The sequence below is a fragment of the Gluconacetobacter azotocaptans genome, from assembly GCF_014174355.1.
Taxonomy (GTDB): Bacteria; Pseudomonadota; Alphaproteobacteria; order Acetobacterales; family Acetobacteraceae; genus Gluconacetobacter; species Gluconacetobacter azotocaptans.
This window is the reverse complement of sequence record NZ_JABEQF010000001.1, coordinates 461,792-485,724: the sequence shown is the minus strand read 5'-3', so window position 1 is coordinate 485,724 and position 23,933 is coordinate 461,792. Positions and strand designations below refer to the sequence as shown.

Below are 23,933 nucleotides of genomic sequence, written 5' to 3'. Positions count from 1 at the left end.
CACCGAAGCGGAGCGGCCTTGATGGCCGTGAGCATCGGAGCACAGAAAACGCGCGTCGGATCGCCGCCAGCGTGCATTTCCGGTCAGGCTCTCAGGGGCCGGCCTTCAGAATCTGCGTGTGCTGACCTCAAAGAATATGGTCGATCGCCGGGGATTTCCGGGGTGGGACCGCCTCGGCCCAGCCGCCACCCAGCGCCTTGTAGAGTGTGACACTGTTCGACATGGCTTGCAGCCGGGTGGTGATGCCGCCCAACTGCGCCGCATACAGGGTCCGTTGCGCCACCAATGTCTGCAGGTACGGGTCGTATCCCGCCTGGAAGCGGGCCAGGGCGAGACGATATTGCCGCGTGCTGGACGCGATCAGCGCCTGCTGCGCCGCAAGCTGGCCGAGATAGGTGCCGCGTCCCGCCAGCGCGTCCGCGACCTCCTTGAACGCGGTCTGGATTGTCTTTTCATATCGGGCAATTTCCTCCTTCTTACGCGCCCGCGCCATCTTCAGTTCGGCCGTCAGCCGTCCGGCATCGAACAGCGGCAGCGTGATCTGCGGCGCCACGTTCCAGGCCCCCATGCCACTTTGAAAAAGGCGGGTGATGTTGTTGCTGGCCGTGCCGTTCGCCGCGGTGATCTGGATCTTGGGAAAGAATTCGGCCCGGGCGGCGCCGATATCGTCATTGGCGGCCCGCAGCGCGTCCTCGGCCGACAGAATGTCCGGCCGCCGCGCGATCATGTCCGACGGCAGGCCGGGCGGCACGTCGGGAAATCCTTCGACAGCGGCAAGAGACGTCTTGGCCGACAGCGCCTGCATCGTTTCGGACGGCAGCGGCGCGCCGACCAGAAGCTCCAACTGGTTCAGGGCCTCGGCCCGCTGGCGGGTGTAGATCTGCAGGTTGGTCTCGGCATCATGCAGGTCGGATTCCGCCTGCGCCACGTCAAGCTGGGTGCCGGTTCCGACCTGCGCCGTCTGCCGCACCAGCGCATAGGTGCGCCGGCGATTGTCCAGCACGTCCTGCGTGACCAGCAGCGCCTGATTGTCGGCCGTCCAGGCCAGCATGGCCGAGGCGACGCCCGCGATCACGCTGATGCGCATGCTCTCGCGCGACAGGGCGTTCGCCATGTAGCGATCGAACGCCGCCTGCGATGCGCTGCGAATGCGCCCCCACAGGTCGACTTCATAGGCCGAAATGCCAAATCCCACCGCATACTGGCGCATGTAGAACGGGCCGGAACTCTGCGACAGGCTCCAGATCCGGGAATACTGCTTCTGGATGTTGGCGCCCGCCGTGCCGTTCAGGGTCGGGAACAGCGCCGCGTTTTCAATGTCGAACTGGGCGCTGGCGGCCTCGGCCTGGTGCTGGGCGATCCGCAGGTCGCGGTTGTTGTCCAGCGCCATGCCGATCAGCGTCCGCATGACCGGGTCGCGATAGAATAGCATCCAGTCCTGCATTCCCGTTGCGGCTTCGGCCGCATCGGCGCCGTAGGCGGCACCTTTCGGCCATGCCGCCGCCACCGGGGCCGCCGGACGATGATAATCGGGAATCATGGTACAGCCCGACAGGACCAGGGCCATGGCGGCCGCCACGGCGTGGCGGCCGAAGATATCCGCGCGCACGCTCATGCTCCCTTCGCGTCCGGCCGGGGCGCGACCAGGCTGCCGTCGTACAACGCCGACGGCGGATGGATCACAAGCTGGCTTCCATCCGGCAGCCCGTCCTGAATTTCGATGCGGTCGCCGTAATCCCGCCCGACCGTCACCTTGTGCATGCGAATGCGATTGTCCCCGTCAACGGTCGCGACGGACAGGCCGTCGGCCTCGTACAGCAGCGCCTCGGCCGGGATCAGGATGGTGCGGGTGTCGCGCGGCAACGCGAAATGGATGGTCGTATACAGGCCCGCCGCCAGCCGGCCGTCGCGATTGTCGAGTTCGATCTCGACCGGCAGCATCCGGCTGTCGCGTTCCAGCGCATGGCCCGTCCGCGCGACAGTGCCGGCGAATGTCTGCCCCGGGCGCTCGGGCACGCGGACAACCGCCGACGTGCCGACCGCGACGTCGCGCGCTTCCTCCTGCGGCACGTGCACGCGCACGCGCAGGCGGTCGGTGCGCGCCACGACGAACAGGGGCTGCGCGCCCATGCTGTCGGCACTCACCAGGTCGCCGGCCTCGATCGTGCGGGCCGTCACCACCCCGTCGAACGGCGCTGTCACGCTTGTATAGGCCTGGCGTTGCGCGATCTCGGCCCAGGCGGCATGCGCTGCGTCCTGTTCGGCCACGCGGGCTTGTTGCATGATGCGGTCGGTGTCGAAATTCTGCTTGCTGACCGCGCCGCCGCCGACCAGGCCGCCCGAACGCCGCGCCGTCACACGCGCCAGATCGAGATCGGCCCGTGCCTGCCCCAGCACGGCCTGGGCGTGCGCCACCTGCTGGTCCAGTTCCGGCGCGCGAATGACCGCCAGCACCTGCCCCGCCTTCACCGGCGTGCCGATATCCACGAAGCGCCGTTCGATATAGCCGGACGCGCGCGCGCCGATCGCAGCCGTCTCCAGCGGCGCCGTCTCGCCCGGCAGGTCCAGCAGCGCGGGGTCGGTCTCGACCCGCGCCTGCATCGTCCGCACTGCGGGAACCAGCGTCTGCCGTTGCATCGCGAGCGCCCGCACAGCCACCCCGCGCGCGACATGGGCATAGACCCCATAGCCCAGGGCCGCGACCAGCCCCAGGCCGATCAACGCGCCTGTCCGGCGCTCCGTCACGGGCCGTTTCACCGGCGCGGAAACAGGCTCAGACATCGCTATACTCCTCCAGAATACGGCTCTCGCGCCTGCGCAGGCGGCTATAGAGCCAGGGCACCACGAACAGCGTGGCGCAGGTTCCCATCATCAGTCCGCCGATCACCGCGCGCCCCAGCGGCGCGTTCTGTTCGCCGCCGTCGCCCAGCCCCAGCGACATCGGCAGCATGCCGATGACCATGGCCAGCGACGTCATCAGGATCGGACGCAGCCGCGCCTGCCCGGCGGCCAGCGCCGCCTCGGCGGCCGTAAGCCCGTCCGCGCGACGTTCCTTGGCGAAGGTGACAAGCAGGATCGAATTGGCGCTGGCTACGCCCACGCTCATGATCGCGCCCATCAGCGACGGCACGGAAAAAGTCGTGCCGGTCACGAACAGCATGAACACGATGCCGCACATGGCGCCCGGCAGGCCCAGCACGACGACGAACGGGTCCATGAAGGACTGGAAATTCACCGCCATGAGCAGGTAGACCGCGATCGCCGCGACCATCAGCCCCACGCCCAGACGCGCGAAGGCCGAGCGCATGCTCTCGATCTGGCCATGCACCTCTATCGCATTGCCGGGCGACAGTTCGCCGCGATGTCGGGCGATCACGCGGTCGATGTCCCGCGCGATGCTACCCAGGTCACGCCCCTCGGCGCTGGCGTCGATATCGAGCGTCGGCTGGATGTTGCTGTGGGTGATCACGTTCTGGGCCATGCCGCGCGTGATGGTCGCGACGTTGTTCAGCAGCGCCGGCGTGCGGTCCAGCCCCCTGTCGGCCGCGACGACCGTATTGCGCAGGTCGCCCAGGTCGTTCAGCCGGTATTGCGGCGTCTGCACCGCCAGCGGGTACTGGATGCCGGTATTGGGATCGACCCAGAAATTCGGCGTCACGGTATTCGACGACGCCAGCGAGACCATGACGTTGCGCGCCACGTCGTTCAGCGTCAGCCCCAGGTCCTGCGCGCGCACCCGGTCGATGGTGATCGCCAGTTCCGGCGCCTCGATCTGCTGGTGCAGATGCACGTCCGTCAGGCCCGGGATACGTGCGACCTCCTGCAGGATTTCCCGCATCACCTTGCGATCGGTCGGGGCGTCGTACCCCGCGATGCGGATATCGACCTGTGCGGGCAGGCCGAAATTCAGGATCTGGGTCACGATGTCGGCCGGCTGGAAATAGAACACGGATTCCGGAAAACGCTGGGCCAGCACCGTGCGCAACGTGCGGATATAGTCCGCGGTCGGGTGGTGATGTTCCTTCAGGGCGACCATGATCTGGCCGTCATTCGGACCGATCGTGGTGCCGTCATCGAACGGCATGCTGTAGCGGAACGGAATGCCGATATTGTCGAGCACGAGCTGCCGCTCGCCCTCGGGTACGACCGCGCGGATCGTGTCCTCGACCTGATCGAACAGCTTTTCCGTCGTTTCGATCCGCGTCCCGGCCGGCGCGCGGACATGCAGCTTGAACTCGCCCGCGTCGATGTTGGGAAAGAAATCCTGGCCGACCTGGGTGGAAATCCCCACCGCCACGACGACGACGCCGAGCGCCAGGGCCGGCACCTTCCACGCACTGGCCAGCAGGCCGCCCAGGGTGCGGATATATCCGGCGCGCAGGCGCTCGAACCCGTGATCGAACCAGGCGCCGAAGCGTTCGATCCGGCCGGGCGGCACATTGGCCGCGCGCCGCCGCTCGGCCTCCCGCTCCTCGGACCGCAGCAGGAGGGCGGCGAAGATCGGCACCAGGGTACGGCTGATCGCGTAGGAGGCGAGCATGGCGTAGACCACCGCCAGCGCCATCGGCGTGAAGAGGAAGCGCGACGGTCCGACCAGGAATTCGACCGAGACGAACACGCTGGAAATCGCCAGCGTCGACACCAGGGTGGGCAGCGCGATGCCGGCCGCGCCGTCCAGCACCGCCAGGCGCAGTTCCGCACCTTCGTGACGCAGGCGATGGATATTCTCGATCGTCACCGTGGCGTCATCCACCAGGATACCGACAGCCAGCGCCAGCCCACCAAGCGTCATCAGGTTCAGCGTCTCGCCGGTCGCGGCCAGAACGGCGATCGAGGACAGAATAGCAAGCGGGATCGACACCGCCACGATCAGCGTGGAACGCCAGCTTGCCAGGAAGGCCAGGATCATGGCCGCCGTCAGCAGCCCCGCGATCACGGCTTCGGACGCCACCCCGGTAATGGCCGCCTTGACGAACACCGACTGGTCGAACAATTCGTCTATCTTCATGCCCGGTGGCGCGGAGGCGCGCGTGATCGGCAGCACCGTGTTGCGGATCGCATTCACCACATCCAGCGTCGACGCATTTCCGGCCTTCATGATCGACAGCAGAACCGAACGCTGCCCTTCCCGCCGCACGACATTCTGCTGCACGGCGGTGCCGTCGCGCACCTGCGCCACGTCCCCGATGCGCAGGATCGCGCCGGTTTTCGCATCGCGCTTCAGCGGCACGTCATTCAGGCGGGCCGCCACGTCCGGCATCCCGTTCATCCGCATGTCGTACTGCGTGGGGCCGAACTTCACCGTGCCGCCCGGCAGGGTCAGATTCTGCACGTTGATCGCATTCGATACATCCAGCGGCGTCAGCCCCGTGCCGGCCAGCTTGGCCGGGTCGATATCGACCATGACCTGCCGGATCTTGCCGCCATAGGGCGGGGGCAGCATCGTGCCGGGGATCGGCGCAAGCTGCTGGCGCACACGATAGATGCCGTAATCGTACAGATCGCTTTCGGTCAGCTTGTCCGACGACAGCGACAATTGAAGCACCGGCACGCTGGAGGCGCTGTACTGCATGATGATCGGCGGCTGGACGCCGGGCGGCAGGAAGGCGCGAATGGAATTCGTGGCCGAAACCGTCTGCGCCATTGCCAGGTCGACATTCACGCCGGGCTGGAAATACAGCTTCTGCAGGACCAGCCCTGGCGTGGTCTGGCTTTCGATCGTGCGGAGATTGTTGACGAAGAAGCTTTCGGAAAATTCCGTGTATGTACTAATACGTTTTTCCGTCTCGGCCGCATCCAGGCCGTCATAGTACCAGACGACCGTCACCACCGGGATGTCGATGGACGGAAACACATCCGTGGGTGTCCTGAAAATCGCTGTCACACCAAGCAACAGGATCAGGACACCACCGACCAGAAAGGTATAAGGTCGTCGCAGCGCGAAACCTACTATTCCCATAAATCTCTCTTTTCATGAGGCGCGGACGCACGCGGGCGTCTCGCCGGTGCGATCCGGGACGCATCGCGATCCGCTGCTATCGGGCGCACGACCCGTCGCGACGTTATGCCGTCGAAAGAAAATCGCAGCCCGACTGCTTTCGTTGGCAGGATCATGCAACACGGAAGGCTGAGGTCGATAGAGCGATACTGCCTCTTTATTGCATGATCCGATCATGTCACGGACATCGAAATGCCTGATCACCGCACCCATAGCCTGAATTGGCGCAAGAGATAGCACGATCCGCCCAGTTTATTGCATGATCCGATCGCGTCGTCGGGTTGCGTTGGCCAATGGCTTCCATCTGCGTTAGTCAGGAATGGATCTTGGGCAGGGAGGATCAGATGCCTGAACCATTGACCGTTCTGCGCGATATGATCGCCCGTCACTGCCCCGACGCCAGTGTGCGGACCGCCATTCCCGGCCTGGTCTTCTTTCGCGCGGATGCGCCGACCACGCCGGTCGATTGCGTATACGAACCGCGCTTCTGCATGATCGTCCAGGGCAGCAAGCAGGTCATGCTGTGCGACAGGATCTTCGATTACGACGCCAGCAACTATCTGATCGCCACCGTGGATCTTCCGGTCACCGGCCAGGTCGTGAAGGCGACGCCCGAAGAGCCCTATCTGGCGCTCTGCCTGTCCATCGACCCGGCCCAGATCGCCTCGCTGCTGCTGGAGATGCACGCCGAGCGGACCGACCACGGTCAGCTCTGCCGCATGTGCCTGAGCGTCAGTCCCCTGACGCAGAAGATCCTCGACCCTGCCGCGCGACTGGTCGGCCTGCTTGATACCCCGCAGGACATTCCGATCCTGGCGCCCATGATCGTACGCGAACTGCTTTACAGGCTTCTGCAGGGCGATCAGGGCGACGTCCTGCGGCAGATCGCATCGGCCGAAAGCAACCTGTCGCAGATCAACAGCGCCATCAGCTGGATCAGGCGCCATTTCACGGAACAGTTCGACATCGCGACGGTCGCCCGGATCGCCGGCATGAGCCCGTCGTCGTTCCATCGCCATTTCCGGGCCGCCACCATGATGAGCCCTTTGCAGTATCGGACGCGGCTGAGGCTGCAGGAAGCCCGGAAACGCCTGATGACCGAAGGCGCCGATGCCGCGGAAGTGGGCTTTTCCGTGGGATATGACAGCCCGTCGCAGTTCAGCCGCGAATATCGGCGCATGTTCGGCAAGCCGCCGGTCCGCGATGTCAGCGCGATCCGCATAGCACCCGCCGTCGGCAGCAGGATGATGACCGAATCCGTTTGACCCGCCGGACCGCTACTGCGCGGCGGCGGTGTGGGTCATCGTTTCGCGGATCAGCCCGTCCACCGGGCGGCCGGCCATCGTCAGGGCCACGGCCTCGGCCACGCGGATGCCGTCGATCCCGGCCGACAGGATACCGCCGGCATAGCCCGCGCCCTCGCCCGCCGGATACAGGCCGGCGGTATTCACGCTCTGGCCGTCCGGACCGCGCGGGATGCGCAGGGGGGAGGACGTGCGGGTTTCCACCCCGGTCATCACCGCGTCGTCCATCGAGAACCCGCGCAGCCGCCGTTCGAACATCGGCAGGGCTTCGCGCATGGCCGCCACCACATAGTCCGGCAGGCACGCGGCAAGGTCGGTCGGCGTCACGCCGGGGCGATAGGACGGTTCCACCGTACCCAGATGGGTCGACGGGCGGCCGGCCAGGAAGTCGCCGACGCGCTGCGCCGGTGCGCGATAGCCGCCGCCGCCCGCAAGATAGGCCTGGCGTTCCCAATGGCGCTGGAAGGCGATGCCGGCCAGCGGGTCGTCGGGATAATCGACGCCCGGCGCAACACCCACGACGATACCGGCATTGGCGTTGCGTTCGGCCCGCGAATACTGGCTCATGCCGTTGGTGACGACGCGGCCTTCCTCGGACGTGGCGGCGACGACGGTGCCGCCCGGACACATGCAGAAGGAATAGACCGCGCGCCCGTTGGCGGCATGATGCACCAGCCGGTAATCCGCCGCCCCCAGCAGCGGAGTGGCCGCCTGCGTGCCGAAGCGGGCCATGTCGATGACCGACTGCGGATGTTCGATGCGCACGCCGATGGAAAAGGGTTTCGCCCGCATCTCGACCCCCGCGTCGCGCAGCATGGCGAACGTATCGCGGGCGCTGTGACCGATGGCCAGGACGATATGACCGGTCGAAACGGTGCCGCCGCCGGACAGGCGCACCCCCTCCACCCGCCGGGCGCCGGCAGCGTCGCGGGCGATCAGGATCTCCTCGACCCGGGTGCCGAAGCGGTATTCGCCGCCCAGCGCCTCGATCTCGGCACGGATATGCTCGACCATCGAAACCAGGCGGAACGTGCCGATATGCGGCTTGGACAGGTACAGGATTTCCTCGGGCGCGCCGGCGCGGACAAATTCCGCCAGGACCTTGCGCCCGTAATGGCGCGGATCGCTGACCTGGCTGTAGAGCTTGCCGTCCGAGAACGTCCCCGCCCCGCCCTCGCCGAACTGGACGTTGCTTTCCGGCGTCAGCACCGATTTGCGCCACAGCGCGAATGTATCGACGGTGCGTTCCCGCACGATCTTGCCGCGTTCCAGGATCAGCGGCCGCAGCCCCATCTGCGCCAGCAGCAGCCCCGCCAGCAGCCCGCACGGCCCGGCCCCGATGACAACCGGCCGCCGGTAGCCCTCGCGCGCCGCCAGGGCCGCGCCGTCATCCACCACGAAGCGATAGGCCGTATCCGGCGCCAGGCCGACATGGCGATCGTCCGCCAGCCGCGCCAGCACCGCGTCCTGGTCGCGCACCATGCAATCGACGGTATAGACCAGCACAACCGCCCCGCGCCGCCGCGCGTCGTAGCCCCGGCGGAACACCGTATGGTCCAGCAGATCCGTGGCCGGAATGCCCAGCCGCCGCACGATCTCCGCCGCCAGCGCATCCGGCGCATGGTCGAGGGGAAGCCTGAGTTCGGTCAGTCTGAGCATGGCAGCCGGATTCATCTCGGTTGGGGTGGCGGGCGGGGGCGGCGACGGCGCGGATCGCACCCTGTCCGGCCGTGCCATATCACGACGGCCGGCCGCGACAAAAGACCACGGCCCTAGCCGCGCGGCCCGGCCTTCTGTTAGAGAGGTGCGGCCCCTCCCCGGACATCGAGACACCCAGGACGCCATGGCCGACGCGCATGACCATCCCCACACGCATCCCCACGACGATGCCGATCAGGGACACGCCCACAGCCATGACGATGGGCATGGCCATGGGCACGACCATGGACATGGATTCGGGCACCACCACGCGCATGCCCCGTCGTCCTACGGCACAGCCTTCGCCGTCGGGATCACGCTGAACCTGGTCTATGTCGCGGCCGAGGCCACATGGGGCGTGCTGTCCCATGCGCTGGCGCTGCTGGCCGACGCGGGGCACAACCTGTCGGACGTGCTGGCTCTGGCGGCCGCCTGGCTGGCGCAGCGCCTATCGCAACGCGCCCCCAGCGCCGATTTCACCTACGGCCTGCGCCGGTCGTCCATCCTGGCCGCGCTGGCCAACGCCATCGTGCTGCTGCTGGTCACCGGCGGCATCGTGTGGGAGGCGATCCTGCGCCTGACGGCCCCGCCCCCCGTCGCCGGCGGCACCATCATGGCGGTCGCGGGCATCGGCATCCTGGTCAACGGGTTCACCGCCCTGCTGTTCGCCGGCGGCAGCCGCGACGACCTCAATGTCCGGGGCGCGTTTTTGCACATGGCCGCGGACGCGCTGATGTCGCTGGCGGTGGTGATCGCGGGCGGGGTGATCCTGTATACCGGCTGGCTGCGGGTCGATCCGGTCATCAGCCTGGTGGTGTCGGCCGCCATCGTCGCCGGCACATGGTCGCTGCTGCGCGATTCGCTGGACATGGCACTGGACCGCGTCCCCCGCCGCATCGACCGGCAGGGGGTCGAGGCCTATCTGCGCGGCCTGCCGGGGGTGACCGACCTGCACGACCTGCATATCTGGCCCATCAGCACCACCGAGACCGCACTGACCGTCCATCTGGTCCGTACCGTCTGCCCCACCGACGCGCCTTCCGCCGACGACACCCTGCTGTGCGACGCGACCGAGGCGTTGCGCACACGCTTCTGGATCGGCCATCCGACCTTCCAGATCGAGACCCAGTCAGACGCCGCGCGCTGCATTCTGGCCGACGCGCATACGGTCTGATCCATGCCGCAGATCAGCAAATACGCCCTCGCCTGGATCAGCCTGGGCGTCAGCCTTGTCGCGCTGGGCCTGAAATACGCCGCCTGGCGGGTGACCGGCAGCGTCGCGCTCTATTCCGACGCTATGGAGACGATCATCAATGTCGTCGCGGCCCTGGCCGGACTGTGGGCGCTGCGCGTCGCCAGCCTGCCGCCGGACGAAAACCACACCTACGGCCATTACAAGGCCGAATATCTGTCGGCGGTGGTCGAGGGCGTGCTGGTCATCCTGACGGCGCTGGCCATCGGGCGCGAAGCCTGGCTGGACTGGCAGCACCCCACCCTGCCGCGCGCGCCGCTGCTGGGCATTGTGCTGAACGGTTCGGCAGGCCTGCTGAACCTGGCCTGGGCGCTGGTCCTGCTGCGGGCCGGGCGGGCGCGGCGGTCGCCGACCCTGATCGCGGCGGGGCAGCACGTCATGTCCGACGTCTGGACCACGGTGGGGCTGATCTGCGGCTTCACGCTGATCCCGCTGACGGGATGGGTCCGGCTGGACGCGACGCTGGCGGGCCTGATCGCGCTGAACGTCCTGCGGGTGGGCTGGGACATGATGCGGACCTCGATCGCCGGATTGATGGACGAGGCCCCGGAGCCCGACACGCTGGCCGACATCCGGACCATCATCGCCGACAACGCCCACGGCGCGATCGAGGCCCATGACCTGCGCGCACGCATCGTAGGCGCCATGGCGTTCGTCGAATTCCACCTGGTCGTCCCCGGCGGCATGAGCGTCGATGCCGCCCACGAGATCTGCGACCGGATCGAGACCGCACTGCGTGCGCGCATCGGCGAGGCGCTGATCCACATCCATGTCGAGCCCGAGCGCAAGGCGAAGCACGAGGGAATCGCCATCCCGGCCTGAGGGGCCGGCACCCGTGCCCGTGCGTGAGACAATACAGCCTGTACCCCTAAACAGGGGTCGCGAACGGGTTCCTGTGGAACCGCGCCGGCGATCCGGGGTAAAGGGGCACATGCCGCCGCACACATACCCTGCCCCTCGCGGGCAAGGACCATCATGCCCCACATCCGAATGATGAAGACCGACCTGACAGAACTGCGCGGCCGCCACATGCGGCAGTTGCGCCGGTCCGCCCGGGTGACGACGGCGCAGTGGCGGCGCAAGCTGGTGTACTGGACGGCCGCGATCCTGGTCGGGCTGGTGGCGGTGGGCTTCGCCACGGCGGCGGACGAGGCCGAGTCCCTGCGGACGCGCATGATCGCCTGGGACCCCTGGATCATGCTGGCGCTGACGCCGGCGGGGCTGGCGCTGTCGTCGTGGCTGACCCGGACCCTGTTCCGCGGCGCGCAGGGCAGCGGCATCCCGCAGACCATCGCCACATTGCACCTCGAGGATTTCACGGTCGTCGACCGCCTGCTGTCGCTGCGGATCGCGTTCGGCAAGATCCTGCTGACCACGCTGGGCCTGCTGGCGGGCGCCTCGATCGGGCGCGAGGGGCCGACGGTGCAGGTGGGTGCGGCGATCATGCATGCGTTCGGCCGCTGGCTGAACCTGTCGGCGATCGGCATCCGGCGCGGGCTGATCCTGGCGGGCGGCGCGTCGGGCGTGTCGGCGGCCTTCAATACGCCGCTGGGCGGAATCGTCTTCGCCATCGAGGAACTGAGTCATTCCTTCGAGCAGCGCACCAGCGGCACGATGCTGACCGGCGTCATCCTGTCGGGCGTCACCGCCATCGCGCTGGTCGGCAACTATACCTATTTCGGCCATACCGACGTCGTGGTGCCGATCGGCATCAGCTGGATTGCGGTGCTGGCCTGCGGCATCCTGGGCGGCGTCAGCGGGGGCCTGTTCTCGGCTATTCTGATCCGTACCTCGGCGGGGCTGCCCGGCCTGCTGGGACAGTTCGTGGCCCGGCATCCCGTCGCCTTCGCCGCCTTGTGCGGCGTGATCCTGGCCATCCTGGGCATCGCGTCCGGCGGCATCACCTACGGCACCGGCTATGTCCAGGCGCGCGAGATCATTGCCGGGCAGACCCATTATCCGGTGTCGTTCTTCATCCTGAAATACATCGCCTCCATCGTGTCCTACTGCTCGGGCATTCCCGGGGGGCTGTTCGCGCCGTCGCTGGCCGTGGGTGCCGGGATGGGCGGATGGGTGGCGCAGTTCCTGCCGCACACGACACCGGGCGCCGTCGTGCTGCTGGGGACCGTCGCCTATTTCTCGGCGGTGGTGCAGGCGCCACTGACCGCGACGGTGATCGTCATGGAAATGTCCGACAACCAGCAGGTGACCCTGGCGCTGCTGGCGACGTCGTTCCTGGCCTTTGCCGTATCGCGCATGATCTGCGGCCATTCGCTCTATAGCGCGCTGGCCGAGAAATTCCTGGGAGTGGTCGAAAACGCCCCGCCCCCGCAGCCCGAAACGTCGGCCCCGGCCCATGCGGCAGGGCCGCCGGCCGGCGCGGCCTCCAAGCCGATCTGACGTCCCCCGGACGCCACGCACGTCCAGGGGCGCGTCCAGGGGGCCAGAGTGTTATCGCGACGCCAAGTCGACGATCCCGATCTGCCCGTCCTCGGTCCCGAAGGCCAGGGCGCAGCCGTCGGGGCTGAACGCCAGCGCCGATACCGCGCCGTTACCCGCCCCGCGTACCGGCAGCACGCGCTGCGCCGCGGCGTCCTCCAGCAGGATCGTCCCATCGGCGAAGCCGGCGGCGACGATCTCGTGCACGGGGTGACAGGCCACACGCTGGCAGATCACACCCGGCAGGCCGGCCAGTTCGGACGGCGGCTTGCCCATCGGGCCGCCGCCGAAGAACGGCCACATCACCACGCTGTCCGCCCCGCTGGTCACCAGCCACTTCCCGGTGCGGGAAAACGCCATCGACTGCACCTTCTGCGGATAGCCGCTCATGCGCATGTTGTGGCCATCGGACAGGCGCCAGCCATGCAGATCGTTTTCCTGCATGGTGGTCACCAGCGCCTCGCCGCCCGGATGGATGGCGATTCCGGTATGGCTGCCCTTCCAGTCCAGGCGCCGGGGCGTATCCACCTTGGCATGCACGAACCACAGTGACGCGCCGTTGTAGTGCGACGCCCCGATGCGCTTGCCCTTGGCGTCGAAAGCGATGCCGCTGACGGTCGAGGGATGTTCCAGCACCTTCAGCGTCTTCGTGCCCGTGGCGTCGCGCAGTTCCAACTGTTTGGCGGAGGCGAAGGCGATCACCCCGGATTTGCCGTCCGACCAGCTTGCCACATGCTCGACCCAGCGCCGGCCGCGCACCAGTTCGGTGACCGACCCGTCGGCCCCCACCCGGCGCAGGGTGTTGTCGTCGCCCCCGGTCAGGAAGCCGGACGGCGCGGCGTCGGCCGAAACCGACAGGATCGCGCCGTCATGCACGGTCTGCACCTGCCACGCCGCCGCGTTGGTGAAGTCCTCGCGCGCCGCCAGGACGATATCGCCCTCGCCGGTCACGAAGGCGAACTGCCCGCTGTCACGCGACGCGACGCAGCCGATGACATGGCCCTCGATGCCGCGCGTCGCACCCCGGGTCTCCAGCAGGCCGGCGGGCACGCCGCCGCCCGTCAACGACCCGCTCATTGCGCGCGACAGCTTTCGAAGCCGCGACGCAGGCGCGGGCGATTGAGGTTGCGGCCGATGAAGACCAGGCGGGATTCCCGCTTTTCGCCGTCCTTCCAGGGTCCGATGAAATCGCCATCGGCCATCATGTGCACGGCCTGGAAGGCGAAGCGCCGATCCTCGCCCGCGTAGTTCAGGATGCCCTTGGCCCGCAGGATATCGGCCCCCTGCTCCTGCAGCAGCGCGCCGATCCAGGCCTGGAATTTGGCCGCATCCAGCGGTTCCTCGATTTCATAGGACATCGAGGTCACGCCTTCCTCGTGGCTGTGGCTGGTGTCTTCCAGAAAGCGCGGCGCGTGCTGCAGTGCGCGTTGCAGATCGAACCCGCCCTGGTCCAGCACGTCGGTCAGCGCCACGTCGCCGCGCTGCGCGCGATGCAGGCGCGCCACCGCGTTGATGGCGCGAATGCGCGATTCGATGGTCGCGATCGCGACCTCGTCCACCAGGTCGGTCTTGTTCAGGATAATGACGTCGGCGAAAGCGATCTGGTTCACCGCCTCGGGGCTCTCGTCCAGCGTCTGGAGTACGTTCAGGGCGTCCACGACGGTCACCACAGCATCCAGCCGCGTCTTGCCGCGCACGTCCTCGTCCACGAAGAAGGTCTGCGCGACCGGGGCCGGATCGGCCAGGCCGGTGGTCTCGACGATGATGCCGTCGAACTTCCCCCGCCGCTTCATCAGGCTGCCCAGGATGCGGATCAGGTCGCCCCGCACGGTGCAGCAGATGCAGCCGTTATTCATCTCGAACACTTCCTCGTCGGCATCCACCACGAGGTCGTTGTCCACGCCGAGCTCCCCGAACTCGTTGATGACGACAGCGTATTTCCGTCCATGCTCGGCCGTCAGGATGTGGTTGAGCAGCGTGGTCTTCCCCGCGCCCAGAAAGCCGGTCAGCACCGTAACCGGCACCCGCCCGTCACTGGCCCCGCCCTGCGGCGCCTGCTGGGTCTCAGACATGTGTTCTCCTGTCATGCGTCCAATCGTTCCTGCATATAGGCCCGCCGGGCCGCCGGTCCCATCCCCCCGAGGCGGAAACCTCATGCGCCCGGCCCAGGGCCCACCTCGATGCAGGTCCGGCGCAGATCCTCCAGCCGCGCGCGCGCGGCCGGACGTGCGAAGCCCCGCGCCCGCGCCAACCCCCGGTGCGACAGGTCGGCGCGCAATGCCTCCGCCCCCGCCAGGCGCCCGATCGCCTCGGTCAGGCCCGCCACAGGGTCCGGATCGGCCAGCAGGGCGGCATCGCCCACCACCTCCGCCAGACCGCCGCGCGGCGACGCCACCAGCGCCGCACCACAGGCCATGGCCTCCAGCGCCGTCAGGCCGAAGGGTTCCGGCCACCGGCTGGGCACCACGACGATGGCGGCCCGGGCCATCGCCGCCAGCACCCGATCATGCGGCTGGTAGCCCGCCATCTCGACCCCCGCCGCGCGCGCGCGCGGACGCAGATCGGCCAGGAACGGGGTTTCGGGCGAGTCCGGGCCGAAACGGTCGGCGCCGATCATCTCCGCCCGCCAGCCCGGCAGGCCCGGCAGCAGGGCGGCACAGGCCGCGACGAACGCATCCGCCCCCTTGTCCACCACCACCCGGCCGGCGAACAGGATAGTCCGCTCCCGCTCCGCGAGGGGGACGGGGGGAGGCAGCGCCGCCAGGTCGATGCAGTTCGGCGCCACCTCCACAGGCTGGCGCGGTGCGGGCACCCCGTCCAGAAACCGGTCGCGCAGCCAGCCGGACACCGTGACGACGCGCATGCGCCGCAGGATCGCCGCACGCTGCCCCGGCGTTCCGGCCTGGCGCATCGCCTGCGGGTCGTTGTGCAGGACCAGCATCATGGGCAGTGAGGCGAAACGCCGGGCCAGTGCCAGGGCGACATCGGGGCGGTTGTGCACCTCGATCATCGCCGGGCGCAGGGGCCGGATGGTCCGGGCGACGGCGGCGACATAGCGCCCGCCGTCCCAGAACGAGGGAATAGCCGGAGCGAACGTCACGTCGCCGAACGGCCCATCGACCTTCCCGCCCACGACCACGTCGTCCGGGCCGGCCAGGCGATGCACCAGCAGGCTGATCGCCCCGGCCCGCCCGGGCGCGAACTGCTCGCGCGGGGGCAGAACCGTTACGACCGGGCGTCTGTCCATACGCCCATCAGGGAACGGATTCGTAACGGTCGAGCCGCCAGGATTCCGGCTCCGCCGCCGCTTCGGCATACCATTGCACCATCAGCGGATGCGCCCGCAACGCCGCCGCGTACTCCGCCGCCGGCGGCGACAACGCCACGCCGTAGGACAGGAAGCGGGCGACGATCGGCGCGTACATCGCATCGGCCACCGTCAGGACGGACCCGAACAGATAAGGCCCCCCTGCCCCGAAGGCCGCCCGGGTTTCGGACCAGATCGCGTCGATCCGCGCGATGTCGGCCACGACCTCGGGCGTCAGCCCGTCGGCCAGGGGGCGGGCGTCGCGGCCCAGGTTCATCGGCATGGCGATGCGCAGCGCGCGAAAGCCCGCATGCATTTCCGCCGCGATGCTGCGGGCCTGGGCGCGCACCACCCGGTCGGACGGCCACAGGGCCGGCGCGATTTCCGCGCAATATTCGCCGATCGCCAGGCTTTCCCAGACCCGCGCGCCCCGATGTTCCAGGTACGGCACCAGCCCGTTGGGCGACACCGCCTTGATCCCGGCCGTGCCCCCGCCGCCGGCGATGGGGATCACGATTTCCTCGACATCCAGACCCGCCGCCCGGACGACCAGCCAGCCCCGCAGCGACCAGGACGAATAGCGCCGTGTTCCGATGACCAGTCTGCCGTCCGTCATGTCGTCCCCCATGTCTTGCGCCAGGCCTTTCAGGCCGCCTGCGTCTCGCGCCGCCGAATGAACCCGCCGCCCAGGACCCGGCTGCCGTCATACAGCACGCAGGCCTGCCCCGGGGCCGGCAGCGCGGCCTCGTCCAGCACCACCGTGGCGCCGTCCGGCGTCCGCCGCACGACGGCCTCGCGCGCGATTTCGCGGGCGCGGATCTGCACCTTGCAGCGCAGATCGCCCTCGGGCGGCGCGATCAGCCAGTTCATGTCCCGCAGCGTCATGTCCCGCACCGCGCTGCCGGCCCGGGGGCCGATCACCACGCGCCGCGTCGCGGGCTCGATGCCCACCACCATCTGCCGCGCGCCGTCGCGCATCGCGGCCGCCCCCAGCCGGCGGCTCTGCCCGACCGTGAATCGGGTGACGCCGTCATGCCGTCCGACCACCTGGCCCCCGGCGTCCACGATCTCGCCCCCGCCCGCCATGTCGGGGCGCAGCTTCTCGACCAGCGCGGCATAGGACCCATCGGGCACGAAGCACAGATCCTGGCTGTCGGGCTTGGCGGCGACGGCCAGGCCGAACCGTTCGGCCTCGGCCCGCACTGCGGCCTTGTCCGGCAGGTCGCCCAGCGGAAAGCGCAGGAAATCGAGCTGCGCCCGCGTGGTGGCGAACAGGAACCAGGACTGGTCGCGGTCCGCATCCACGGGCCGGTGCAGTTCGGGGCCGTCCGGCCCCTCGGTGCGGCGCACGTAATGGCCGGTGGCCATCGCGTCCGCCCCCAGGTCGCGCGCCATGCCCAGAAGGTCGGTGAATTTCACGCCCTGGTTGCAGGCGACGCAGGGCACCGGGGTTTCGCCCCCGGCATAAGCATCCGCGAAATTCTCGATCACGCTCTGGCGGAAGCGGCTTTCGGCGTCGATGACGTAATGGGGAATGCCCAGCTTGTCGGCGACGCGTCGGGCGTCGTGGATGTCCCGCCCCGCGCAGCACGCGCCCTTGCGCCCGCTGTCACGCGAATCATACAGCTGAAGCGTCGCGCCGAAGACCTCGTGGCCTTCGGCCACCAGCCGGGCCGCGACGACGCTGCTGTCCACGCCGCCGGACATGGCGACCATGATTCGCATGGGCAGGCCCCTTCTGCTTGTGCCTCAGGCCGTACGCGGCAGGCGCACGACCAGCCCGTCCAGCGCATCGGTCATGACGATCTGGCAGCCGAGGCGCGACGTCTTCTCCAGCCCGAAGGCCAGGTCCAGCATGTCTTCCTCGTCCTCGGTCGGCGCGGCCAGCTTCGGCGCCCAGTCGGGATCGACGACGACGTGGCAGGTCGCGCAGGCCAGCGACCCTTCGCACGCGCCTTCCAGATCGACCCCGTGCTTGTGCGCGATCTCGAGGACCGAGAGGCCCAGCGGGGCGTCGACCTCGCGACGCGTACCGTCGCTCTCGATGAAAATCATGTGCGGCATTCTGCTATCCTGGCCGTATCGTCTTGGGTGGAACCGTCATCGGTGGATTGGGCGGCGCGCTCCCGTCCCGCCGCGCGGACATCCTCCACCGCCCGGCACAGGATCGCGGCCGCACGATCCATATCGGCGGCTGAGGTATAGCGTCCCACGGCCAGACGCAAGCTTCGCGCCGCCGCATCCGCATCCAGCCCCATCGCCGTCAGCACGTAGGACGGCACCAACTCGGCCGACGAACACGCCGATCCGGTCGAGACGCACAGCCCCCCGGCCCGGGCGATCACGTCCAGCGCCCGCACGTCGGGCAGGCGAAGGTTGAGGTTGGCCGGCAGGCGATGCGCCATCGACCCGTTGACGACGATCCCCGGCATCGCCGCCTGCAGCCGCGCCAGCAGGCCGTCGCGCAGGGCGGCCGTCCGCCGCGCCTCGTCCACCCGGCCGGCCCGCGCGATGCGGCAGGCTTCGCCGAACCCCACCAGCAGCGGCGTCGGCAGGGTGCCGGAGCGCACCCCGCGCTCCTGCCCGCCGCCCGAGAACAGCGGGGCCAGCCGCACGCGCGGCCGCCGCCGGACATACAGCGCCCCCACGCCCTTGGGTCCGTACAGCTTGTGCGCCGACACCGACGCCAGGTCGAAATCCATCGCCCGCACGTCCAGCGCTATTTTGCCCGCCGCCTGCGCCACGTCGCTGTGCAGCAGCGCGCCGGCCGCCCGGACGATCGGCGCCAGGGCCGCCAGGTCGTGCAGCACGCCGGTCTCGTTATTGGCGGCCATGATGCTGACCAGCAGGGTCGGGACCGCCAGCGCCGCGCGCAGGGTTTCGGGGTCCAGCCGCCCATCCGCGCCGACCGGCAGGACCACCGGTTCGAACCCTTCCGCCGCCAGGTCGCGTACGGCCTCCAGGACGCATTTATGCTCGGTCGCCACGGTGACGACCCGCCGACGCGCATCGCCCCGGGCCGCCAGATGGCGCACCGCGCCCTTGATGGCGATGTTGTTGGCCTCGGTCGCGCCGGAGGTGAACACGACCTCCCGCGCGTCGGCCCCCAGCAGGGCCGCGCCTTCGGCCCGCGCGGCCTCCACCGCGTCCCACGCGCGCCGGCCCATCGCATGGTCGGCGCTGTGCGGGTTGCCGAATTCGGTGGTGAACCAGGGCAACATCGCCTGGACCACCGCCGGGTCGCACGGGGTCGTGGACTGGTAGTCCAGATAAAGTTCCGCCGTCATGCCCGTACCTCCTCCGACGCCGCGACGCGGGCCGGCAACCGCGCCGCCATCGCAGCATAGGCGGCGATGAAGCGTGTCACGTCTCCGGCGCGCGTGGTCCAGGGCAGCGAGACGCGAATCGCCTCGCCGGCCAGCGGGCCCAACCCCATCGCCGCCAGCACGTGCGACCGCGCGACCTTGCCCGACGAACAGGCCGACCCCGCCGAGACGCAGAACCCCGCCAGATCCAACGCGATCAGCTGCGTCTCCGCCCGGCGTCCGGGCAGCGCGAGCATGGTGGTGTTGGGCAGGCGCGCTCCCCCGCCGCCGCAGATGACCGCCCCGCCCCCCCGCGCGGCGTCGTCGATCGCGTCGCGCCACTGCGCCGGGCCATCGTCACCGCCGGCCATGTCCCGTACGGCCTCGGCCGCCGCCGCCGCCAGCGCCGCGATTGCGGGCAGCGCCGGGGTGCCGCCGCGCCGCCCCTGTTCCTGCCCGCCCCCGGCCATCATCGGCTGCAGGGTCCGCACGACATCGCCGGACAGCAGCAGCGCCCCCGCCCCTTTCGGGCCGCCGAACTTATGCCCCGAAATCGCGATGCTGTCCGCCCCCAGCGCGGCCAGGTCCACCGGAATCCGGCCCGCCGCCTGCACCGCGTCGACATGCAGCAGCGCACCGTGCGCCCGGCAGATCCGCGCGGCGTCGACCACCGGCTGGATCGTCCCGACTTCGTTGTTCGCCAGCATCAGGCAGACCAGCGCGGGGCGATCGGGGCCGCCTTCGGCCAGAAGGCGGTCCAGCACGTCCAGGCGGGCGACACCGTCGCCATCCACCGGAACGACCGCGCCGTCAGGCACGGCAGCGCGCACCGCGTCATGCTCGGTCGCACCCGCCAGCAGGCACCGGCCCCGCCCCAGGCCCGCAATCGCCAGTACGTTGGCCTCGGTCCCGCCGGAGGTGAAGACGCAGTTCTCCGCCCGGCCGCCAAACAGGGCGGCCACCGTTTCCCGCGCCTGTTCGAGGATGGCGCGCGCCTGCCGGCCCGCGCGATGGACCGACGACGGATTGCCTGCCACGCCCGCCGCGTCGGCCATCGCCGCCAGGGCCGCCGGGCGCACGGGTTCGGACGCATTGGCGTCGAAATAGGAAAAACCGTCGTCCATGCCACGCATCCTTGCCTTTGCCCCCTCCTGCCTGGGACAGATCACCCCGGGCCATGCCGACGCCGCACAGGTCGACCGAGGCGATCCGAGACGATTTATCTGGTAATTGGCGATTTCGGATCGCTATATACAGTCACTGTCCGGCCCATCGGCACCTGCCGGGTTTCCGGGCAAATACATGTTTTCACGGCTGAACGCGCCATTCCGCCTGACACGAAACCAATGGCGGAACTGACTGGGGAGCCTGAAAAAAGGGATAGTGAACTATGGCGATGTCATGCTGGAAGTCAACCGGTCCGCGCGACCCTGACCCCTCCAGCCTTCGATGACTGACAAGAACGCATCCCACGCCCGACGAACCAGCATTTTGAATGGTCCGAGGCTTGCCCCACAATAATAAAAAAATGATTCCCAAGGCACTTCCGGCCTCCACGGGCCGGCGGTGCCGGAATAATCAGGTTTGACGTGAACCGGCCGCCCGATCGTGCCTCCTGCCTCCGGATGCGCCCGAGGGGGTTTTCTCTTCGCCGACGGATGACGGGGCATCGTCATCCGCAGGCCGTAACAGTAACAACTCCGTCGCCATGCCCATGGGCGCGGGGAGACACATCGCGGGATACGAATGCCTGAGGTCATGTTCGCCGGCCCTGACGGCCGCCTGGAGGGACGTTATCACCATTCGAGCGAGCCCAATGCGCCGCTCGCCCTCGTGCTCCACCCTCATCCGCTGCATGGCGGCACGATGAACAACCGCATCACCTATGCGATGTATCGCTCGTTCGAGAAGATGGGTTTCTCGGTCATGCGATATAATTCGCGTGGGGTGGGCCGGTCGCAGGGTCGCTACGACGGCGGCATCGGCGAAATTTCCGATGCGGCGGCGGCGCTGGACTGGATGCAGATGGTCAACCCGAACGCCGGCGGCCTGTGGATCGCGGGCTATTCGTTCGGGGCGTTCGTCGGCATGCAGCTGCTGATGCGCCGGCCGGAAATCACCGGCTGGATCAGCGTGGCGCCGCCGGCAAATCATTACGATTTCGGCTTCCTCGCGCCCTGCCCCTGCGGCGGGCTGATGATCGCGGGCGAGGCCGACGAACTGGTGCCGGAACCCGCGATCCGCAAGCTGGTCGACAAGCTGAACACCCAGAAGGGCGTGGCCGTCGATTATCGCATCTTCGCCGGTGCCGACCACATCTTCGCCAACCATGCCGACCAGGTGGCCGACGCGCTGGAAGATCATGTCGGTTCCGTCATGACGCGCGGCGCGCTGGCTCTGGCCGCGGACTGACGCCGCCGGCCGGACGGGTACCTGCCCCGTTCGGCCGCCTCTGCTCGATGTTTCGTACCGCCAGGCGGCCCCGCACCGCCCGCGTCCTTGCCGGGTTCATGTTGCCGGATGGGCGTGCTAGTGCATGGCGCGACCCGTTCCGGCCCCCGGCCGGCCCGATACGAAACCAGAGTGACCGATCATGCCCCAGAGCGAATTCCTCCGGGAAGCCGAAGCGCGCGGCTTCATCTTCCAATGCACGGACATGGAGGCCCTGGACGCCGCCATGCAGGCCGGACCGGTGGCGGGCTATATCGGCTTCGACCCCACCGCCGACAGCCTGCATGTCGGCAGCCTGATCCAGATCATGATGCTGCGCCTGCTGCAGAAGCACGGGCACCGGCCGGTGGCGCTGCTGGGCGGTGGCACCGCGCGAATCGGCGACCCCTCGTTCCGCGAGGAGGCGCGCATGCTGATGACGGGCGACACCATCGCCGCCAATCTGCGCGGCATCGAAGGCAGCCTGCGTCAGTACCTGTCCTTTGCCGACGACAGCAACGGTGCGGTGCTGGCAAACAACGCGGACTGGCTGGACCGGCTGTCCTATATCGACCTGCTGCGCGACGTCGGCGTGCATTTTTCGGTCAACCGGATGCTGTCGTTCGATTCCGTCCGCTCGCGGCTGGAACGCGAACAGGGACTGACCTTCCTGGAATTCAACTATTCCATCCTGCAATCCTACGATTTCCGCGAACTGAACCGCACCCTGGGCGTGACCTTGCAGATGGGCGGGTCCGACCAGTGGGGCAACATCGTATCGGGCATCGACCTGGTCCGCCGCACCGACCAGAAGCAGGTCTTCGGCCTGACGACCCCGCTGCTGACCACCGCGTCGGGCGTCAAGATGGGCAAGTCGGCACGCGGGGCGGTCTGGCTGTCGGCGGACAAGCTGCCGGTCTTCGAATACTGGCAGTTCTGGCGCAATACCGAGGACGCGGACGTCGGCCGCTTCCTGCGCCTGTTCACCGACCTGCCGCTGGCGGAATGCGACCGTCTGGCCGCCCTGCGGGATGCCGAGATCAACGAGGCCAAGAAGATCCTGGCGACCGAGGCCACCGCCCTGTGTCACGGCCGCGCCGCCGCCGAGGCCGCCGCCGAGGCCGCCCGCCGCACGTTCGAGGAAGGCGCGGCCCCGGCCGACCTGCCCACCCGCCCGATTCCGGCAGCCGTGCTCGAGGCCGGAATTCCGGCCTTCCGCCTGTTCGTCGAAAGCGGCATGGCGGCCAGCAATGGCGAGGCCCGGCGCCTGATCCGGGGCGGCGGCGCACGGGTCAACGACATCCCGGTGCGCGACGAGGGCGCCGTGATCTCGATCGCCGACCTGACGGACGGCGCCATCAAGCTGTCGTCAGGCCGCAAGCACCATTTGCTGGTGCGCCCGGAATAGGCGTACGGAGGGGGCCGATGACCACGGACGCGCCTCCGCCTGCCCCGCCCCCGCCCGTTCCCGATGAATTGTGGGTCCGGCTGGGCCGTTCGGCCTTCCGGGCGCGCTTCCATCTGGACGCGCGCGACCGCGCTTATCTGGAGGCGAAAGGCGTCGCCACGGTGATGTCGCATGCCGCCGATTTCATCGCCGGGCGGTTGGCCCCGGCCCATCCGGCGCGTGACGGGCGGCAGACCCCATGGCGGGGCCACCCCGTCTTCGTGGCGCAGCACGCAACCGCGACCTGCTGCCGGTCGTGCCTGGAGAAATGGCATCATATGCCAAAGGGCCGCGCGCTGGAGCCGGTCGAACAGGCCTATATCCTGACGGCGATCCGCATCTGGCTGGACCGCGAACGGGCGCGATAGGCCGCCACTTCACTCGATCCGGGCCGCGTCGATCCAGACCGCGCCGTCGCGGACATGGGCGTCGAATCGCCGGACCGCGCATGTCGGGCGCGCTGCCCCGTCAGGCCCCACGGCCCGCCCCGATTCATCGAACACCCACAGATGGAACGGACAGACCAGCCGCCCGTCCGCGACGTACCCGGCGGACAGGCGGGCCTCGCGGTGCGGGCAGCGGTCGGCGAACACGCGCGGCCCGCCGTCGGCCGCCATCCAGACCACCAGCGCCCGGCCGGCCGCCACGACGCGAAACGGCCGTTCGCGCGCATCCGCGACCGCGCACAGCCGCACCTCATTCGCAGCGGCATCCGCCATGCCCCGGTCACGTCTGTCCGCCGTCATCCTGTTC

The 23,933-nt window shown here is 68.7% G+C and carries 20 protein-coding genes; 7 read left to right on the top strand and 13 right to left on the bottom strand.

Annotation, left to right across the window (positions count from 1 at the left end):
• Positions 1-127: 127 nt before the first annotated feature.
• Genes HLH34_RS02130 through HLH34_RS02120 form a run of 3 tightly spaced genes read right to left on the bottom strand, consistent with a single transcriptional unit; the run spans position 128 to position 5,959 of the window.
• Positions 128-1,615 (bottom strand): efflux transporter outer membrane subunit, encoded by a 1,488-nt coding sequence (locus HLH34_RS02130; protein ID WP_183117916.1) that lies wholly within the window; start codon positions 1,613-1,615, stop codon positions 128-130.
• Entirely contained in the window at positions 1,612-2,781 is a 1,170-nt protein-coding gene (locus tag HLH34_RS02125) for an efflux RND transporter periplasmic adaptor subunit (RefSeq protein ID WP_183117915.1), read from the bottom strand. The genes HLH34_RS02130 and HLH34_RS02125 overlap by 4 nt, the downstream gene beginning before the upstream one ends.
• Positions 2,774-5,959, bottom strand: coding sequence for an efflux RND transporter permease subunit (locus tag HLH34_RS02120; protein WP_183117914.1), 3,186 nt, complete (start codon positions 5,957-5,959; stop codon positions 2,774-2,776). The genes HLH34_RS02125 and HLH34_RS02120 overlap by 8 nt, the downstream gene beginning before the upstream one ends.
• 383 nt (positions 5,960-6,342) lie before the next feature.
• Here HLH34_RS02120 and HLH34_RS02115 point away from each other — a divergent pair, with 383 nt between their 5' ends.
• Positions 6,343-7,263 carry an AraC family transcriptional regulator gene (locus HLH34_RS02115; protein WP_183117913.1) on the top strand — a complete coding sequence of 307 codons (921 nt, stop codon included), beginning with the start codon at positions 6,343-6,345 and terminating at the stop codon, positions 7,261-7,263.
• Positions 7,264-7,275: 12 nt separating this feature from the next.
• Here the strand turns inward: HLH34_RS02115 and HLH34_RS02110 are convergent, their stop codons facing one another.
• A complete protein-coding gene (locus tag HLH34_RS02110) occupies positions 7,276-8,961 on the bottom strand; it encodes an NAD(P)/FAD-dependent oxidoreductase (RefSeq protein WP_183117912.1) in 1,686 nt (561 codons plus the stop codon).
• Positions 8,962-9,145: 184 nt separating this feature from the next.
• Between HLH34_RS02110 and HLH34_RS02105 the strand changes: the two genes are divergently transcribed.
• From HLH34_RS02105 to HLH34_RS02095, 3 genes are all read left to right on the top strand, one after another.
• Entirely contained in the window at positions 9,146-10,174 is a 1,029-nt protein-coding gene (locus tag HLH34_RS02105; RefSeq protein WP_183117911.1) for a cation diffusion facilitator family transporter, read from the top strand.
• A 3-nt stretch (positions 10,175-10,177) separates the two neighbouring features.
• Entirely contained in the window at positions 10,178-11,074 is an 897-nt protein-coding gene (locus HLH34_RS02100; RefSeq protein WP_183117910.1) for a cation diffusion facilitator family transporter, read from the top strand.
• A gap of 207 nt (positions 11,075-11,281) precedes the next feature.
• The gene (locus tag HLH34_RS02095; protein ID WP_183117974.1) at positions 11,282-12,652 is read left to right on the top strand and encodes a chloride channel protein; all 1,371 of its coding nucleotides are present in this window, start codon (positions 11,282-11,284) and stop codon (positions 12,650-12,652) included.
• A gap of 51 nt (positions 12,653-12,703) precedes the next feature.
• Here the strand turns inward: HLH34_RS02095 and HLH34_RS02090 are convergent, their stop codons facing one another.
• The 8 genes from HLH34_RS02090 to HLH34_RS02055 form a co-directional block, all read right to left on the bottom strand.
• The gene (locus HLH34_RS02090) at positions 12,704-13,768 is read right to left on the bottom strand and encodes a WD40 repeat domain-containing protein (RefSeq protein ID WP_183117909.1); all 1,065 of its coding nucleotides are present in this window, start codon (positions 13,766-13,768) and stop codon (positions 12,704-12,706) included.
• Positions 13,765-14,763, bottom strand: coding sequence for a CobW family GTP-binding protein (locus tag HLH34_RS02085; protein WP_183117908.1), 999 nt, complete (start codon positions 14,761-14,763; stop codon positions 13,765-13,767). Before HLH34_RS02085 ends, HLH34_RS02090 begins: the two co-directional genes overlap by 4 nt.
• 80 nt (positions 14,764-14,843) lie before the next feature.
• Positions 14,844-15,938, bottom strand: a complete 1,095-nt coding sequence (locus HLH34_RS02080) for a glycosyltransferase family 4 protein (RefSeq protein WP_183117907.1) — start codon at positions 15,936-15,938, stop codon at positions 14,844-14,846.
• Positions 15,939-15,945: 7 nt separating this feature from the next.
• Positions 15,946-16,614 carry a glutathione S-transferase gene (locus HLH34_RS02075; RefSeq protein ID WP_183117906.1) on the bottom strand — a complete coding sequence of 223 codons (669 nt, stop codon included), beginning with the start codon at positions 16,612-16,614 and terminating at the stop codon, positions 15,946-15,948.
• A 29-nt stretch (positions 16,615-16,643) separates the two neighbouring features.
• The gene (gene mnmA / locus HLH34_RS02070) at positions 16,644-17,723 is read right to left on the bottom strand and encodes a tRNA 2-thiouridine(34) synthase MnmA (RefSeq protein WP_183117905.1); all 1,080 of its coding nucleotides are present in this window, start codon (positions 17,721-17,723) and stop codon (positions 16,644-16,646) included.
• Between the two features lie 24 nt (positions 17,724-17,747).
• The gene (locus HLH34_RS02065; protein WP_183117904.1) at positions 17,748-18,062 is read right to left on the bottom strand and encodes a ferredoxin family 2Fe-2S iron-sulfur cluster binding protein; all 315 of its coding nucleotides are present in this window, start codon (positions 18,060-18,062) and stop codon (positions 17,748-17,750) included.
• Positions 18,050-19,285, bottom strand: coding sequence for a cysteine desulfurase family protein (locus tag HLH34_RS02060; protein ID WP_183117903.1), 1,236 nt, complete (start codon positions 19,283-19,285; stop codon positions 18,050-18,052). The genes HLH34_RS02065 and HLH34_RS02060 overlap by 13 nt, the downstream gene beginning before the upstream one ends.
• The gene (locus HLH34_RS02055) at positions 19,282-20,436 is read right to left on the bottom strand and encodes a cysteine desulfurase family protein (RefSeq protein WP_373318655.1); all 1,155 of its coding nucleotides are present in this window, start codon (positions 20,434-20,436) and stop codon (positions 19,282-19,284) included. Before HLH34_RS02055 ends, HLH34_RS02060 begins: the two co-directional genes overlap by 4 nt.
• A 613-nt stretch (positions 20,437-21,049) precedes the next feature.
• On the opposite strand from HLH34_RS02055, the gene HLH34_RS02050 reads away from it, so the two are divergent.
• The 3 genes from HLH34_RS02050 to HLH34_RS02040 all read left to right on the top strand — a co-directional run bounded on the left by HLH34_RS02050 (position 21,050) and on the right by HLH34_RS02040 (position 23,548).
• On the top strand, positions 21,050-21,715 hold the full coding sequence (locus HLH34_RS02050) for an alpha/beta hydrolase (protein ID WP_183117901.1): 666 nt from the start codon (positions 21,050-21,052) through the stop codon (positions 21,713-21,715).
• Positions 21,716-21,896: 181 nt separating this feature from the next.
• Positions 21,897-23,141, top strand: coding sequence for a tyrosine--tRNA ligase (gene tyrS / locus HLH34_RS02045; RefSeq protein WP_183117900.1), 1,245 nt, complete (start codon positions 21,897-21,899; stop codon positions 23,139-23,141).
• A 17-nt stretch (positions 23,142-23,158) separates the two neighbouring features.
• Positions 23,159-23,548: a DUF4186 domain-containing protein gene (locus HLH34_RS02040; protein ID WP_183117899.1), complete on the top strand. Its 390-nt coding sequence runs from the start codon at positions 23,159-23,161 to the stop codon at positions 23,546-23,548.
• A gap of 9 nt (positions 23,549-23,557) precedes the next feature.
• On the opposite strand, the gene HLH34_RS02035 is transcribed toward HLH34_RS02040, so the two are convergent.
• The gene (locus HLH34_RS02035; protein ID WP_240162131.1) at positions 23,558-23,926 is read right to left on the bottom strand and encodes a Rieske 2Fe-2S domain-containing protein; all 369 of its coding nucleotides are present in this window, start codon (positions 23,924-23,926) and stop codon (positions 23,558-23,560) included.
• Between the last annotated feature and the right edge of the window lie 7 nt (positions 23,927-23,933).